Raw genomic sequence first — 14,198 nt, 5'->3', positions numbered from 1 at the left:
CCCGCGAACCAAGGGAGAAGCCAGCGTGTCGATCGTCGACCGGATCCTTCGCATCGGTGAGGGCCGCACCGTCAAGCGGCTCGACGCCCTCGCCACCCAGGTCGAGGCGCTCGCCGACGCCTACAGCGAGATGACCGACGAGGAGCTCCGCGAGGTCACCGACGAGCTCAAGGAGCGCTACACCGAGGGTGAGACCCTCGACCAGCTCCTCCCCGAGGCCTTCGCCGCCGTCTCCGAGGCCGCCGACCGCGTCCTGGGCATGCGGCCCTACCACGTGCAGATCATGGGCGGTGCCGCCCTCCACCTCGGCAACATCGCCGAGATGAAGACCGGTGAGGGCAAGACCCTCGTCGCCACCATGCCCTCCTACCTGCGGGCCCTGACCGGCGAGGGCGTCCACGTCGTCACCGTCAACGACTACCTCGCCGAGTACCAGTCCGACCTCATGGGCCGCGTCCACCGGTTCCTCGGCCTCACCACCGGGTGCATCCTCACCGGCCAGACCCCGGCCGAGCGACGCGCCCAGTACGCCTGCGACATCACCTACGGCACGAACAACGAGTTCGGCTTCGACTACCTGCGCGACAACATGGCGCAGCGCCCCGAGGACCTCGTCCAGCGCGGCCACGCCTTCGTCATCGTCGACGAGGTCGACTCCATCCTCATCGACGAGGCCCGCACGCCGCTCATCATCTCCGGCCCCGCCAGCGGCGACGTCAACAAGTGGTACCAGGAGTTCGCCAAGATCGCGACGCGCCTGACCCCGGAGAAGGACTACGAGGTCGACGAGAAGAAGCGCACCGTCGGCATCACCGCCTCCGGCATCGAGCGCGTCGAGGACTACCTCGGCATCGACAACCTCTACGAGTCCGAGAACACCCCGCTCATCGGCTTCCTCAACAACGCCATCCGCGCCAAGGAGCTCTTCCACCTCGACAAGGACTACATTGTCCGCGAGGGCGAGGTCCTCATCGTCGACGAGCATACCGGCCGCGTCCTGCCCGGCCGCCGCTACAACGAGGGCATGCACCAGGCCATCGAGGCCAAGGAGCGCGTCGAGATCAAGGCGGAGAACCAGACGCTCGCCACGATCACCCTCCAGAACTACTTCCGCCTCTACCCCGAGGGCTCCCGCTCCGGCATGACCGGTACCGCGGAGACCGAGGCCGCCGAGTTCGCCGGCACCTACAAGATCGGCGTCGTCCCGATCCCCACGAACAAGCCGATGATCCGCAAGGACCAGCCGGACCTCGTCTACACCAACGTCGCGGCCAAGCTGACCGCCGTCGTCGACGACATCGAGGAGCGCCACGAGGCCGGCCAGCCGGTCCTCGTCGGCACCACCAGCGTCGAGAAGTCCGAGCAGCTCTCCCGCATGCTCACCGAGCGGAGGATCCCGCACGAGGTCCTCAACGCCAAGCAGCACGCGCGCGAGGCCGCCGTCGTCGCCATGGCCGGTCGGAAGGGCGCCGTCACCGTCGCCACCAACATGGCCGGACGAGGCACCGACATCATGCTCGGCGGCAACGCCGAGCACATCGCCGTCACCGCTCTCAAGGAGAAGGGGCTCGACCCCGAGGAGGACTCGGAGGCCTACGAGAAGGCCTGGCCGGCCGCCCTCAAGGCCGCCAAGGAGGCCTGCAAGGCGGAGCACGACGAGGTCGTCGAGCTCGGCGGCCTCTACGTGCTCGGCACCGAGCGCCACGAGTCCCGCCGCATCGACAACCAGCTGCGCGGCCGCTCCGGCCGACAGGGAGACCCGGGCGAGTCCCGCTTCTACCTGTCCATGGAGGACGACCTCATGCGCATGTTCGCCTCCGGCGCCGCCCAGCGCATCATGTCCTCGGGCGCCTACCCCGACGACGTCCCGCTCGAGTCGAAGATGGTCACCCGCGCCATCGCCTCCGCGCAGCGCCAGGTCGAGTCCCGCAACTACGAGATCCGCAAGAACGTCCTCAAGTACGACGACGTCATGACCGAGCAGCGCGAGAAGGTCTACTCTGAGCGCCGTCGCGTCCTGGACGGCGAGGACCTCGAGCCGCAGGTCGGCGCCTTCCGGGCCCAGACCATCGAGACGATCGTCGCCGCGCGCACCGCCGAGGGCCGCCCCGACGAGTGGGACCTCGACGCCCTGTGGGACGACCTCGGCCACGTCTACCCGGTCTCCCTCACGCAGGACGAGCTCATCGAGGCCGTCGGTGGCCGCGACAACCTCACCTCCGACCGCCTCGCCTCCGAGCTCACCGACGACGCCGCCGTCGCCTACGAGGACGCCGAGACCCGCATCGACGCGAACCCGCTCGCCCGCGCCCAGCTCGGCACCGAGCCCATGCGCACCCTCGAGCGCCGCGTGCTCCTCGCCGTCGTCGACAAGCGCTGGCGCGAGCACCTCTACGAGATGGACTACCTCAAGGAGGGCATCGGCCTGCGCGCCATGGCCCAGAGGGACCCGCTCGTCGAGTACGGCAACGAGGGCGCCCACATGTTCAAGGCGATGATGGAGGGGATCCGCGAGGAGACCGTCGAGCAGGTCTTCGCCAACGCCCAGCGCTTCGACGAGGCCGCCGCCCGCGCGGAGGCCGACGGCACCGCCCAGGCCGCTGCGACGGTCGCCGCCGCGGACGCCTCCGGGCGCCTCGGCCTCGGGCGCGCTAAGCAGGGCGGGACCGTGCTCGGCTCCACCGGCCAGGAGGCGATGAACGAGCGCGTCACCTACTCCGCCCCCGACGAGGACGGCTCGAGCACCGTCTCCGCGGGCGACGCCTCTGGCGCCGGCTCGCCCGACGCGTCCTCCGACGACGGCGGGGCCGCCGAGGGCGCCAACCGCGCCGAGCGCCGCGCCGCCAAGAAGAAGGCGAAGAAGCGCCGCTGAGCGAGCGGCCCGCACCCGCTCAGCACGACGACGTCGCCGCCCGGCCCCTCCAGGGGGCGGGCGGCGGCGTCGTCGTGGGGCGGGGCGACGGTAGGCCGGTTGCCGTGAGGGGTAGCACGAGCCGGGGTACGACGCCGGGGTGGGTCAGGCGATCTCCAGACGATCGAGGACCCAGCGGCCCCGCCTCACGATGAGCCGTGCCGCCGCGGCGCGCGCCCGTTCGCCGTCGTGGAGCACGACCGCGGCCTCGCAGGCGCCCGAGGCAGTGGCCTCGAGGTGGACCGAGCGCACGACGGGGTGCGCGCGAGGGCCGTTGCCGAGGATGCGCCGCGCCAGGCCCGCGCGCCGCACGAGGGCGTCGAAGAGCTCGGGCGTCGTCCACCGGGCCAGCTGCTCGGCGGGGCGCAGCCCGAGGAGCGCCTCGGCGGACGCGCACACGAGCGTGCCCGCCTCACGGCGCGGCGCCGTCGGGGGCGCCGTCCCGGGCGTCCGCGCGCCGGCTCGTGCCGCCGCGGACGCGGGCGTGACCCGCCCCCTCGGGGCACCGGGGGAGGTGCGAGCCCGGGTGACCTGCGCATCGGCCCCGCCGCGGCCGACCGCCGGGCTCAGGCCGCCCCTCCGCCGCCTGGCCGCAGGCCCCTCCTCGGGGACGGCGTCACTCGCCAGAGCGGGCTGGAAGCGCAGCGGGTCCCAGCCCCGACGTTCCGGCCCCGCGAGGGCGGTCCGTGGACGGGGGCGTCCGGCAGGGGTCGTGCGGTGCACGGAGGGGGTGCTGCGTCCGGAGGGCGTGGGGCCGGAGGCGCTGCGCGTGCGACGGCGGTCCGTGGTGGTTCCGGTGGCCGGAACGGCGGTGAGGGGAGGGCGGTCGTCGGGCTCCGGGGGAAGGAGGAGGGCGCTCATGGTGACTCCCTGGGGTGCGGAGGGGCGGATGGACGGGTGAGTGGGTGATGCCGCGTCAGCTCGGCTGCGCAGGACTCGCGGTGGTGAGGACGGAGGGGAGGACGAGCTCGGTGCCGGGTCGGATGAGGCCGGGGTCGTCGCCGATGCGCTCCGCGTTCGCCCGGTAGAGCTCGGGCCAGGCCCCGGCCACGTCGCCGTCGGTCGCTGTCGTCCCCAGGAGGTCGGCGGTGATGGACCACAGGGACTCGCCTGCTCGGACGGTCCGTCCGTCGGAGCCGGGGATGGACTCCGGCGCCCCCGCGCTGGACTCCTCCGGCTCCGCGGTCGGTGCGGGCCGGCCCTCGCCGTCGGAGGCGTCGTCGGTGCTGCCGTTCCTCGAGGCGGTGCTCGGCGCTGTGGGGGACTGCGGCGCGGACGTCGGCTCCGTCGTCGCGTCGGTCGGGGACGGTGAGGCCGGAGCGCTCGTCGAGGGCGCCCAGCCGAGGTCATCGGGCGCCGGCGTGGTCGCCGCGCTCGCGGCCGTCGCGCCGGCGGGCAGGAGGAGTCCTGCGAGGACCGAGCCGATGACGGCGCGGCGGACCACCGGTGCTCCCCACCTCTCGAGGAGGGCGAGCGCGAGGCGGCGCCCGCCGGTCGTCCTCCGCGGGGCCCACCGCTCGCCGGGAGCGAGCGCCACGAGGGCGAGGAGGACGGAACCGACGTGCCACAGGGCGCCGAGCGCACCGGCTCCCGCGGCGACGGCGAGGACGCAGGTGCCGAGCTGGTCCGGGCCCCACGCGGCCGTGGGCAGGGCGGCCAGGCGGAGGGCGGCGTCCCTCGCGACGGCGCCGAGGGCGAGGGCGAGGAGGGGGGAGGCGGTGCCGACGCCGAGAAGCGTGACCGAGGTGCGCATGGAGTCTCCGACCATCATCGATGATGTTTGAGGTGATTTGATAATCGGAGACATGTGTCGATGCCGTCAAGAGGGTATGGGTTCGCTGTGCGGCCTTGCGGAACCGCGTCGCGGCTCCCTGCGGGTCCGGTCACCCGTCCGTGTGATGGGCTGGTCGCATGGACTGGAACGAGCTCCTCGCCGACCTCGAGAGCCGCTTCGACGCCGACCGTCGCGCCGACATCGCCGCCCAGAGCGCCGACCTCGCCGAGGCGGAGCGCGGTCAGGTGCTGCTCGTGGACCGCCTCCGCGGCGCCGTCGGACGGACAGTGAGGATCGGGACCCGTGGCGGTCGCACGCTGGCCGGGCGGCTCCTGCGGGTCAGCGAGGACGTCCTCCTGCTCGAGGAGGGGGACGGCCTCCAGGCGCTCGTTCCCCTCGGCGCCGTGGCCGCCGCAGGTCCGCTGCCCGGGCCGGCGCCGGTCGGGCGGACGCGCCAGCGGGCCGGTCTCGCTGACGCCCTGCGCGGGCTCGCGCGCTCAGGTGCCCGCGTGCGCGTGCTGCTCGTCGGCTCCGAGCTCACCGGACGGATCGTGCGGGTGGGGCGCGACCACGTCGACGTCGTCGTCGACGGTGCGCCCGAGGGGGTGCGGTCCGCAGCGGGGGCGGTTCAGGGGGCGGTGAGCGTCGCTCTGGGGGTGGTGGAGGCCGTGCGGTCGCGCTGACCGCACGGCCGGGGTCACTCCTGCGTGGAGCGCTGCCCCGCGGCCACCATGGCGCGCGTGGCCTCGAGCTGGCGCTCGACGTAGCCGTCGAAGGCCGACTCCGGGACGCGCCACAGGTGCCGCGCCCCGACCTGGATGGCGGGGAGGTCGCCGGACAGGATGAGGGCCCGCACGGCTTGTGCGGACAGTTGCAGGTTCTCTGCGACCTCCGCGATGGTCAGGAACTTCTCGCTCATGCCACGATGATCTCACCTCATCCCGCCCGGTACCACCCCAAGCATCATCACCGGGTGTGAAACATGACGAAGCCGTCCTCACCCCGGGACGGCCACCCGATCAAGGAAGATCCCATGCCCCCGACCTCCCGACTCCGAAGCCGCGCCGCCGCCGACCGACCCGCACCCAGCCGCACCCGCCGCTCCCGCTGGCGCGACCCGCGCCTCGCCGGCGGCCTCGTCCTCATCGGCGCCTCCGTCGCCGTCGGTGCGTGGGCCGTCGACGCCGCCGCCGACACGCAGGACCTCTACGCCCTCACGGCCGACGTGGCCCCGGGCGACTCGCTCACCGCCGACGGCGTCCTCACCCTCGTCTCCTCGCACCCGGGCACCGGCGACTACGTTACCGCGGACGAGCTCCCCGACGGCGCCGTCGCCACCCGCTCCATGAAGGCCGGCGAGCTCCTTCCGCAGGCCGCCGTCTCAACCGAGTCGACCGCGGACACCCGCTCCGTCGTCCTCGACATCGCCTCGGGTCTGCCCGAGGGCACCGGCACCGGCGACGTCGTCGACCTGTGGACGCTGCCCTCGGCCTCCATCACCGCGAAGACGGGGGAGACCGACGCCTCCCTCGTCGCCGAGCAGCTCGTCGTCGCCCGCGTGGGCGAGGCCGGAAACGACCTCGTCGGCGCCCGCACGACCTCTGTCGAGGTGCTCGTCCCCAGGTCCCGCGTCTCCCAGGTCCTCACCGCCGTCGCCTCCGAGGGCTCACTCGTCCTCGTTCCGACCGGGGAGGGCGCGTGATGGAGTCCGCCGGCCCCGTCGGCGTCCTCCTGGCCCTCACCGGCGACGACGCCCCGCTCGTCCGTTGCCTCGATGCCGCCGGCACCGGCCTCCAGGTCGTCCGCCGCTGCGGCGACCTCCCTGAGCTCCTGAGCGCCGGCATGGCGGGGCTGGCGGACCTCGTCGTCCTGGACACCCGGCTCGACGACGTCGACCGCACCGTGCTGGAGCGGCTCGAGCGGGCCGGGCTCCGCGGCGTCCTGCTCGCGCCCGACGGCGAGCGGGAGCGCTGGACGAGCGCCGGCTGGCCGGTCCTCGGCGACGACGCCCCCGTCGACGCCGTCCGGGCGCGCCTCCAGGGGCTCGTCCGGGGGACGCAGGACGAGTCCCGCGAGCCCCGCGGCGACGCTCCCGGCCCCGATGGCGCCGAGTCGCGTCCCGCCGGACCAGGACCGGAACGGCCGGACGCCCCGCGGGGAGGCGGGGCCGACGGGACCGGCGACGCCATCGACGACGAGTGGGCCCGCCTCGATGCCGCTGGCGCCGCCTCCGGCACGGCGGACGGGGCCACGGCGCCCGAGGACCCGGACGGCCCCGGCTCGAGCACGGCGGCTGCGCCCGCCTGCGACGACCGGTCCGACGCGCCGGACGCGGCGGGGCCCGCGGACGGTCGGCTGCTGGCCGTGTGGGGCCCGCACGGGGCCCCCGGCCGCACGACGGTCGCCGCCTCCCTCGCTCACGGCCTCGCGCGCGCGGGCGGGAGCCTGCTCGTCGACGCGGACCTCGAGGCGCCCGGACTCGTCCAGGTCCTCGGTCTGCCCGACGACTCCTCCGGGCTCGCGAGCGCCGCGCGCCTGGCGACGCACGGCCGCCTCGACGACGAGGCCCTCGCCCGTCTCGCCATCCCGGTCTCCGACGGCGTCGACCTCCTCTCCGGCCTCGGCCGCGCCGGCCGCTGGCGCGAGCTGCCGCCGGTCGCGATGAGGGAGGTCTGGGAGCGGGCGCGCGGTGCGGCGGCCTGGACGGTCGTGGACGTCGCCGGGGGCGCCGTGGACGACGAGGTCGACGACTTCACGCTCGAGCCGGGGCGGGGCGCCGTCGTCGCGGACCTCGTGCGGGCGGCCGACGTCGTCGTGGTCGTCGGCAGCGGCGACCCGGTCGGGGTGCGGCGCCTCCTCCAGCTCCTCGGCGACACGGACGAGGACCACCGGCCCGCCGGGCGCGTCGAGGTCGTCGTCAACCGGGTGCGGTCCTCCGTGGCGGGCCCCTCGCCGGAGCACGCCGTGCGCGACACGCTCGAGCGCTTCGGCGGGCTCAATGACGTCATCGTGCTGCCGGACGACCCGGCCGCCGCCGACCGCTGCCTGCTCGAGGGGACGAGCGTCCTCGAGGGCGCACCGGGCACGGACCTGGGACGGGCCCTCGCGGTACTCGTCGACCGTGTGGATCCTGCTGCGGGCGCCGTGCGCGCGGCCGCCAGGGCGAGGGGAGGACTTCGGCAGAGACTGCGCGACCTGGGACGGCGAGAGCGGGCTCAGACGACCGACGTCCCCGAAGCCGCCGCAGGTGCTCCGGCCTGAGTCGCGGAGCGCTCGCCCGATTCGCGGGCGGGGTGCGGCAGACTGGCCCCATGCGCATCTACCTGCCCGCCGCCGCCTCCGACCTCGCCGCCGACGCCGTGTCCGCGCGCCGCGCGCACGCCGTCACGAAGGCACTCGCAGCCGTCCTCCCCGAGGAGGACGAGGAGGGCCTCGAGGTCTCGGCGAGCCTGTGCGCCGCCGACTCCTCGCTCGTGCTCCTCGCCGAGTCGGGCAGCGCCGACGAGCCCGACCGCCGTGTCGTCATCGCCGCGGACGTCCCCGCCGACGTCGTGAGGGAGGTGCCTGCGGGGGAGGACGTCCTCCCCGGCACGGTCGAGGTCGCCGAGCCCGTGGGCTGGGATGACGTCGCCGCCGTCCTCGTCGACGAGGCCGGGGCCGAGGCCGACGTGCGCGCCGCCCGGACGGGTGATGAGGAGGCTTTCGAGCGGGCCGCGGACGCGGACCTCCTCTGGTACGACGTGACCGAGCGCGCCGCCCTCGCCGCCGAGCTGCGCTGAGCGGCCGCTCGCCGGGCCCGGACCCTGGGGCCCGTGACGCCCGACCGCCGTGCCCGGCTCCTGGCGCGCACGCGGGCGTGGCGCGCCGACGGCCCTGAGCGCCGGCCACCGCGGCCGCGGCTCAGGGCGCGACGACGCGCAGCGTGGAGCCGTTGTCCGTCCTCGTGACCTCGATGCGGTCGAGGACCTGACGGCGCAGCTCCTCGACGTGACTCACGATCCCGACGGTGCGCCCGCCCTCCTGGAGACGCGAGAGCTCGCTGAGGACCATCTGCAGGGTCTCCGGGTCGAGGGAGCCGAAGCCCTCGTCGACGAAGAGGGTCTCCATCTGCACGCCGCCGGCCTCCGCGGAGACGACGTCTGCGAGGGCCAGCGCGAGCGCGAGGGAGACGTAGAAGGTCTCGCCGCCGGACAGCGTCCTGGGGTCGCGCACGCCCGTCCCGTCGCCGGCGAAGCGGTCGACGACGCCGAGCCCGAGGCCCTTGTCGCGCCGCCCGGCCGACCCGGACTCGTCGTCGACGCGGACGAGCTCGTAGCGTCCCGCGGACATCTGCGCCAGCCGGTTGTTCGCGAAGACGAGGACGTCGTTGAAGCGCTCCAGGAGCACCCACGTGGCGAGCGGCGTCGACTCCGGGTTCTGGCCGGAGACCGCCTCGACGACCTGCGCCAGGGCGGCCGCGCCGGCGACCGCCTCCTCCAGCGCGCAGGCCGAGGACTCGACGGCGTGCGCGGCGTCCGCGAGACGGGCCCGGGCCGCCCGGGCGCGCTCGAGGGCCTCGACGGCGGCCGTCTGCCTGGCGTCGGCCGACGCCAGGCGGGCACGGGCGCCGTCGACGTCGGCGACCTCCTCGCCCGTGAGGGAGGCGAGGGACTCGTCGCGGGTGAGCCCGTGCTCGACGCGCTCCCGACGGGCGCGCACCGAGGCGACAGCCTCCTCAAGGAGGCGCAGTTCCGCGGGCGGGAGTGCGGCGGCGGAGGCCGCCTCCGCCGTCTCGAAACCGGCGGTGGTGAGGGCGGTGCGCAGGTCCTCGGCGGCGGTGCCCGCAGCCGCCCAGGCGGCGAGGACCCGGCTGAGGGCAGTGGCCCCGGCGTCGTCCTTCGCGGCGCGGGCAGTGAGAGCGCGCATCCGACCGGCGACGTCGGGATGGTCCCCGCGTGCGGCCCCGCAGCGCGATCGGTCCGCCTGGAGCTGCTCCTCCGCGGCCTCGGCGCGGCTGCGGGCGGCCGCGAGGGCGGCGGACTCGGCGTCGAGCGCCGCGCGCAGCTCGGCGGTCCGGGCGGTGAAGCCCTCGAGCGCCTCGGCGAGTGCGGGCTCCTCGGCGGCGGTCGTCGCCGAGGCGGTGAGCCGGTCGGCGGCCTCGGCCAGCGCGCCCTGGAGCTCCTCGAGGCTCGCCTCCCCGGCGGCGGCCCGGGCAGTCTCCAGGTCCCGGGTGATCCGGGCGTGCTCGGAGGCGGCGGAGGCGAGCGCGTCGTCGGCGGTCCTCTGGGCCTTCTCGGCGGCCTCGACCTGCTTGCGGGTGACGGTGCCGGGCTCGGGACTCGCGGGCGCGGGGTGCTCGGTGGAGCCGCAGACCGGGCAGGGCACCCCCTCCTCGAGCTCGCCGACGATGGACGCGGCGGTGGCCGCGATCCAGGCGCCGCGGCGCTCGGCGACGGTGGACGCGGCGCTGCTCGCGGCGTCCCGGGCGCGCTCGACGGCGGTGACGGCCTCGCCGAGGGCGGCCTCGAGGGCGGCGGCGGTGCGCGCCTGGCCCAGGCGCTCCTCGGCGGCGGTGCGTGCGAGGTGGAGGCCGTCGAGCCCGGCTGCGGCCGTGCGCGCGGCCTGGAGACGGGACTCGAGGGCGTTCTGCCGCGCGGGACGCGCCTCGAGCGCCTCACGGTTCGAGCTGAGCGCCTCCTCGCGTCCCGCGAGCTCCGCGCGGCCCCGCTCCAGCTCGGTGGCGCGGGTGGTGAGCCCGGCCTCGAGCTCGGCGAGGGGCCGCAGGGCCCCGGAGGAGGAGCGGGCCTCGTCCGCAGCGTGCGCCAGGGCGGCCGAGGCAGCCTCGAGCCCGTCGGTCGCGCCGTCGGGGCGGTCACCGGCGGTCACCTCGAGAGCCTCGAGGGCGGTCTCGAGGACCGGTGCGAGAGCGTCGTCGTCATGCTCCCCTTCGGCGGCCTCGGCGAGGGACTGCCGGGCGGTCGCCTCCTCGGCGCGCGCGCCCTGCTCAGCTCGCCGCAGCGCGGTGAGGGCGCTCGTGACCGAGGCGGCGCGGTGCGCCCGCTCGAGGCGCTCGGCGTCAGCGGCGTCCGCCTTCGCGGAGGCCTCCAGCGCGTCGCGCTCGGCGACGAGGCGCGCACGGCGGTCGAGTCGTTCCTGGAGGGTGACGGCCGCCTCGACAGCCCCGGCGGCGTCGGCCCGCTCGACCCGGGCGGTCTCGACCGCCTCCGCGAGGGGGGCGAGGTCGGCGTCCGCTTGGGCGACGGCCTCCCGACCGACCGTGCTGATGGCGTCGGCGTCCGGCACGGCGGCCTCGACGAGCGCCCGCAGTCCGTCGGCGTGGGAGGGACGCTCCTCGTGCTCCTCCGGGGCGTCGGGACGCCCCGCGGCCAGCGACGAGAAGAGATCCGGCTGGGAGGGATCCGCGCCCGGATCAACCGGAGTCGCGGTGCCCGGGCCCGTGGTGCCCGCGTCGGCGTCGTCGCCGTCGAGGCTCCCCGCCCCGGTCGCGTCCGCACCTCCAGCCTCGGCGGTCGGCTCCTCAGGCAGCAGCGGGGCGAGCACCTCCGCACGGCTGCGCAGCGCCTCCCGTGCGGCGTCGGTCCCGCGCCGGAGGACGCGGCCTCGCTCGCGCAGCTCCTCCTGGAGCGCGTCGAAGACGGCGGTGCCGAAGACGTCGCGGAGCAGCTCGTGGCGCTCCGCCGAGCTCGCCCGGAGGAACTGGGCGAAGCGGCCCTGGGGCAGCACGACGGTCTGCGTGAACTGGTCCCGGCTGAGCCCGACGACGCGCCTCATCTCCTGCCCGACCTCGTCGACGCGCGTGAGGGGCTCGCCCTGGGCCTCGCCGTCCGGCGCCGAGAGGCGCCAGAGGCGCACCGAGGCGTTCTCCTTCGTCAGGCCTGTGCCGCGGCGCTTGGGCCGCATGTACTCGGGGGTGCGGCGGATCCGGTACGTGCTCGCGGAGGTGGAGAAGACGAGCTCGACCTCGCTCGGGTCGCTCGGCGCCGCGAGGGTCGAGCGCAGGCGCTGCTTGGAGGACCCGGCCGTGTCCGCGACGGAGCCGAAGAGGGCGAAGACGATGGCGTCGATGATGGTCGACTTGCCGGCGCCCGTCGGGCCGGTGAGGAGGAAGCGTCCGGACTCGGCGAAGCGGTCGAAGTCGACCGTCTCCGTCCCCGCGTAGGGGCCGATCCCGGTCATGGTGAGCCGGTGCAGCCTCATGAGGCCTCCTGGTCGGTGCGGACGGCGTCGTAGGCGTCGGTGATGACGGCGCGCTCGGCGTCGTCGGGGTCCCGGCCGAGCATGCGCGTGAGGAAGCGCTCCGTGATCTCGACGGGGTCCGAGGCCCGCGTGACCCGGGCGGCGCCGCGCTCGCGCTCGACGGCGGGCCGGGACCAGGAGAAGGCGAGCATGTCGGGGAAGCGCTCCTTGAGACGCGCCATCGTCTCCGGCGGCATGGGGCCGGTGAGCTCGACGCGCACCCAGTCCCGCTCGTGGCCGTCGCCGAGGGGGCCGAGGAGCTCGTCGAGCGTGCCCCGCAACGTCGCCGCCCGGTTCGGTGCCGGAGTGGGGACGCGCTCGAGCGAGGTGACGCCCTCGGGCCCGAGGTCGAGGAGGACGGAGGACTTCGGGGAGTCGGCCTCGGAGAAGGAGAAGGGCAGCGGGCTGCCGGAGTAGACGAGGCGCGGGCCGGACGCGCCGGCCCCGTCCGTCGTGCCCTGCGCGATCTCCTGGGGCCGGTGCAGGTGTCCGAGGGCCGCGTAGTCCAGAGCGCCGGCGGCCCCCGCCTCCGCGGATCCGCCGAGCGTCGAGAAGACCTCGCCGGGCACGGAGTCGACGCCGCCGACGCGGATGTCCCGCTCGGAGTCCTCGCTCGCGCGCCCGCCCACGACGAAGGCGTGCGCCATGACGAGCGCCGGAACCCGGACGCCCCCACCGCTGCGACGCCCCGCGAGGTCGTGCGCGACCAGCCTCAGCGCACCCGAGACGACCGCCTCGTGCGAGCGGGCCAGCGGCCCCGGCGCCTCGGCGTCGCCCTCCCCGAGCCGTGCCGCGAGGAGCGGGGGCAGGCTCTCGCGCGCGCCGTCCGGATCCAGGTAGGGCAGGGCGTAGACGTACAGGCCGGCGCCGCCGTCGGCGTCCGGGATGATGACGGGCCGGTCCACCTGCGCCGTCCGCGCCCGGATCGACAGACCCTCGCGCAGCAGACCCGAGCCGAAGGCGAGGCGCTGGGCTGAGTCGTGGTTGCCGGAGGTGAGGACCACCCGTGTGCGGTCCGACAGGCGCGCCAGCGTGTCATCGAGCAGGCTCACCGAGGCCGTCGGCGGGATGGCCCGGTCGTAGACGTCCCCGGAGACGACGACGGCGTCCACGGACTCGGCCTCGACGAGCTCGACGAGGTGGTCCGCGAAGGCCGCCTGCGGCTCGTCCAGGACGCGCCCGTGGAAGGTGCGGCCCAGGTGCCAGTCGGAGGTGTGGAGGATCCTCATGGACGCACTGTCTCACGGGCCGACGACACGAATCGGGGCCCGTTGACGCGGACGCGGAACGGCCGCCGTCGGATGGTGCCGACGGCGGCCGTCCCGCGTGCAGGTGCGGGCCCTTACGCCGCTACAGCCCCGAAGCCGACGAGGCCGATGATGACGACGCCCAGGGCGACGCGGTAGATGAGGAAGCTCGTGAACTTGTTCGAGGAGACGAAGTCGAGCAGCCACTTGATCGTCGCGAAGGCGACGACGCCGGAGACCACCGTCGCGAGCGCCGTCGGGCCCCATCCGACCGTGTCGGCGATGTCGCCCGCGCTCGTGACGGCCTCGAGGGCGCCCGCGGCGAGCAGCGCCGGGATGCCCATGTAGAAGGACAGGCGCGTCGCGGTCACGCGGTCGAAGCCGCGGAACAGGCCGGCGGAGATGGTCGCGCCGGAGCGCGAGATGCCCGGGAAGACGGGGGCGAGGGCCTGGAAGCAGCCGATGGCGAGGGCGTCGACGATGCCGACCTGCTTCATGCCCTTGGTGAGGTTCTGACGCCGGTCCGCGAACCACATGACGGCCGACCAGACGATGAGGGCGCCCGCGATGACCCACAGGGAGCGGGAGGTGACCTCGATGAAGTCCTTGAAGGCAAGGCCGATGACGGCCACCGGGATCGAGCCCAGGATGATGCCCCAGCCGAGGGTGTAGTCCGGGTCGTTGCGGGCGTGCTGGTTGCCCAGGCCCTTGACCCACGCGGTGACGATGCGAACGATGTCCGACCAGAAGTAGACGATGGCGGCGATGATCGCGCCGACCTGGATGACGGCGGTGAAGGCCGTCATGCCGACGGAGTCGATGTTGTAGCCGAGGAGCTTCTCGACGATGTTGAGGTGTCCGGTCGAGGACACCGGGAGGAACTCGGTGATGCCCTCGACGATGCCGAGGAGGATGGCGTGCAGCCAGTTCATGGTGCTCCCTGGGTAAAGCGGCCCGGGACGTCATCGCGTCCCGGCGCCGAGGCTACCGGCGCTCCGGACCACGGACCCGCGCCGTCCGTGTGAAACCG

Annotated in this window: 11 protein-coding genes; 5 read left to right on the top strand and 6 right to left on the bottom strand. The window is 75.0% G+C overall.

Annotated features, from left to right (window positions below):
* Nucleotides 1-25 precede the first annotated feature (25 nt).
* Nucleotides 26-2,872 carry a preprotein translocase subunit SecA gene (gene secA / locus AXF14_RS01430; RefSeq protein WP_067939479.1) on the top strand — a complete coding sequence of 949 codons (2,847 nt, stop codon included), beginning with the start codon at nt 26-28 and terminating at the stop codon, nt 2,870-2,872.
* A gap of 144 nt (nt 2,873-3,016) precedes the next feature.
* Here secA and AXF14_RS14640 read toward each other — a convergent pair whose 3' ends face one another.
* Nucleotides 3,017-3,772 (bottom strand): Rv3235 family protein, encoded by a 756-nt coding sequence (locus tag AXF14_RS14640; protein WP_257721771.1) that lies wholly within the window; start codon nt 3,770-3,772, stop codon nt 3,017-3,019.
* A 55-nt stretch (nt 3,773-3,827) separates the two neighbouring features.
* Nucleotides 3,828-4,682 carry a LysM peptidoglycan-binding domain-containing protein gene (locus AXF14_RS14255; protein WP_150118379.1) on the bottom strand — a complete coding sequence of 285 codons (855 nt, stop codon included), beginning with the start codon at nt 4,680-4,682 and terminating at the stop codon, nt 3,828-3,830.
* Between the two features lie 140 nt (nt 4,683-4,822).
* On the opposite strand from AXF14_RS14255, the gene AXF14_RS01415 reads away from it, so the two are divergent.
* Nucleotides 4,823-5,368 carry an LSm family protein gene (locus AXF14_RS01415; protein WP_067939466.1) on the top strand — a complete coding sequence of 182 codons (546 nt, stop codon included), beginning with the start codon at nt 4,823-4,825 and terminating at the stop codon, nt 5,366-5,368.
* Between the two features lie 14 nt (nt 5,369-5,382).
* Here the strand turns inward: AXF14_RS01415 and AXF14_RS01410 are convergent, their stop codons facing one another.
* Nucleotides 5,383-5,604: a helix-turn-helix domain-containing protein gene (locus tag AXF14_RS01410; protein ID WP_067939464.1), complete on the bottom strand. Its 222-nt coding sequence runs from the start codon at nt 5,602-5,604 to the stop codon at nt 5,383-5,385.
* 114 nt (nt 5,605-5,718) lie between these two features.
* Here AXF14_RS01410 and AXF14_RS01405 point away from each other — a divergent pair, with 114 nt between their 5' ends.
* The 3 genes from AXF14_RS01405 to AXF14_RS01395 are packed head-to-tail and all read left to right on the top strand — an operon-like array spanning nt 5,719 to nt 8,464.
* On the top strand, nt 5,719-6,387 hold the full coding sequence (locus tag AXF14_RS01405) for a hypothetical protein (RefSeq protein WP_067939461.1): 669 nt from the start codon (nt 5,719-5,721) through the stop codon (nt 6,385-6,387).
* Entirely contained in the window at nt 6,387-7,946 is a 1,560-nt protein-coding gene (locus AXF14_RS13830; protein ID WP_067939458.1) for a CpaE/TadZ family protein, read from the top strand. The genes AXF14_RS01405 and AXF14_RS13830 overlap by 1 nt, the downstream gene beginning before the upstream one ends.
* A 50-nt stretch (nt 7,947-7,996) precedes the next feature.
* Nucleotides 7,997-8,464 (top strand): DUF6912 family protein, encoded by a 468-nt coding sequence (locus AXF14_RS01395; protein ID WP_067939456.1) that lies wholly within the window; start codon nt 7,997-7,999, stop codon nt 8,462-8,464.
* 121 nt (nt 8,465-8,585) lie between these two features.
* On the opposite strand, the gene AXF14_RS01390 is transcribed toward AXF14_RS01395, so the two are convergent.
* The 3 genes from AXF14_RS01390 to AXF14_RS01380 all read right to left on the bottom strand — a co-directional run bounded on the left by AXF14_RS01390 (nt 8,586) and on the right by AXF14_RS01380 (nt 14,100).
* Nucleotides 8,586-11,882, bottom strand: coding sequence for an AAA family ATPase (locus tag AXF14_RS01390; RefSeq protein ID WP_067939451.1), 3,297 nt, complete (start codon nt 11,880-11,882; stop codon nt 8,586-8,588).
* On the bottom strand, nt 11,879-13,150 hold the full coding sequence (locus AXF14_RS01385; protein ID WP_067939447.1) for an exonuclease SbcCD subunit D: 1,272 nt from the start codon (nt 13,148-13,150) through the stop codon (nt 11,879-11,881). The genes AXF14_RS01390 and AXF14_RS01385 overlap by 4 nt, the downstream gene beginning before the upstream one ends.
* A gap of 113 nt (nt 13,151-13,263) precedes the next feature.
* A complete protein-coding gene (locus tag AXF14_RS01380) occupies nt 13,264-14,100 on the bottom strand; it encodes an undecaprenyl-diphosphate phosphatase (RefSeq protein ID WP_067939443.1) in 837 nt (278 codons plus the stop codon).
* Nucleotides 14,101-14,198: the final 98 nt, after the last annotated feature.

This window comes from Actinomyces radicidentis (assembly GCF_001553565.1).
GTDB classification, from domain to species: Bacteria; Actinomycetota; Actinomycetes; order Actinomycetales; family Actinomycetaceae; genus Actinomyces; species Actinomyces radicidentis.
This window is presented reverse-complemented; position numbering and strand designations above follow the sequence as displayed.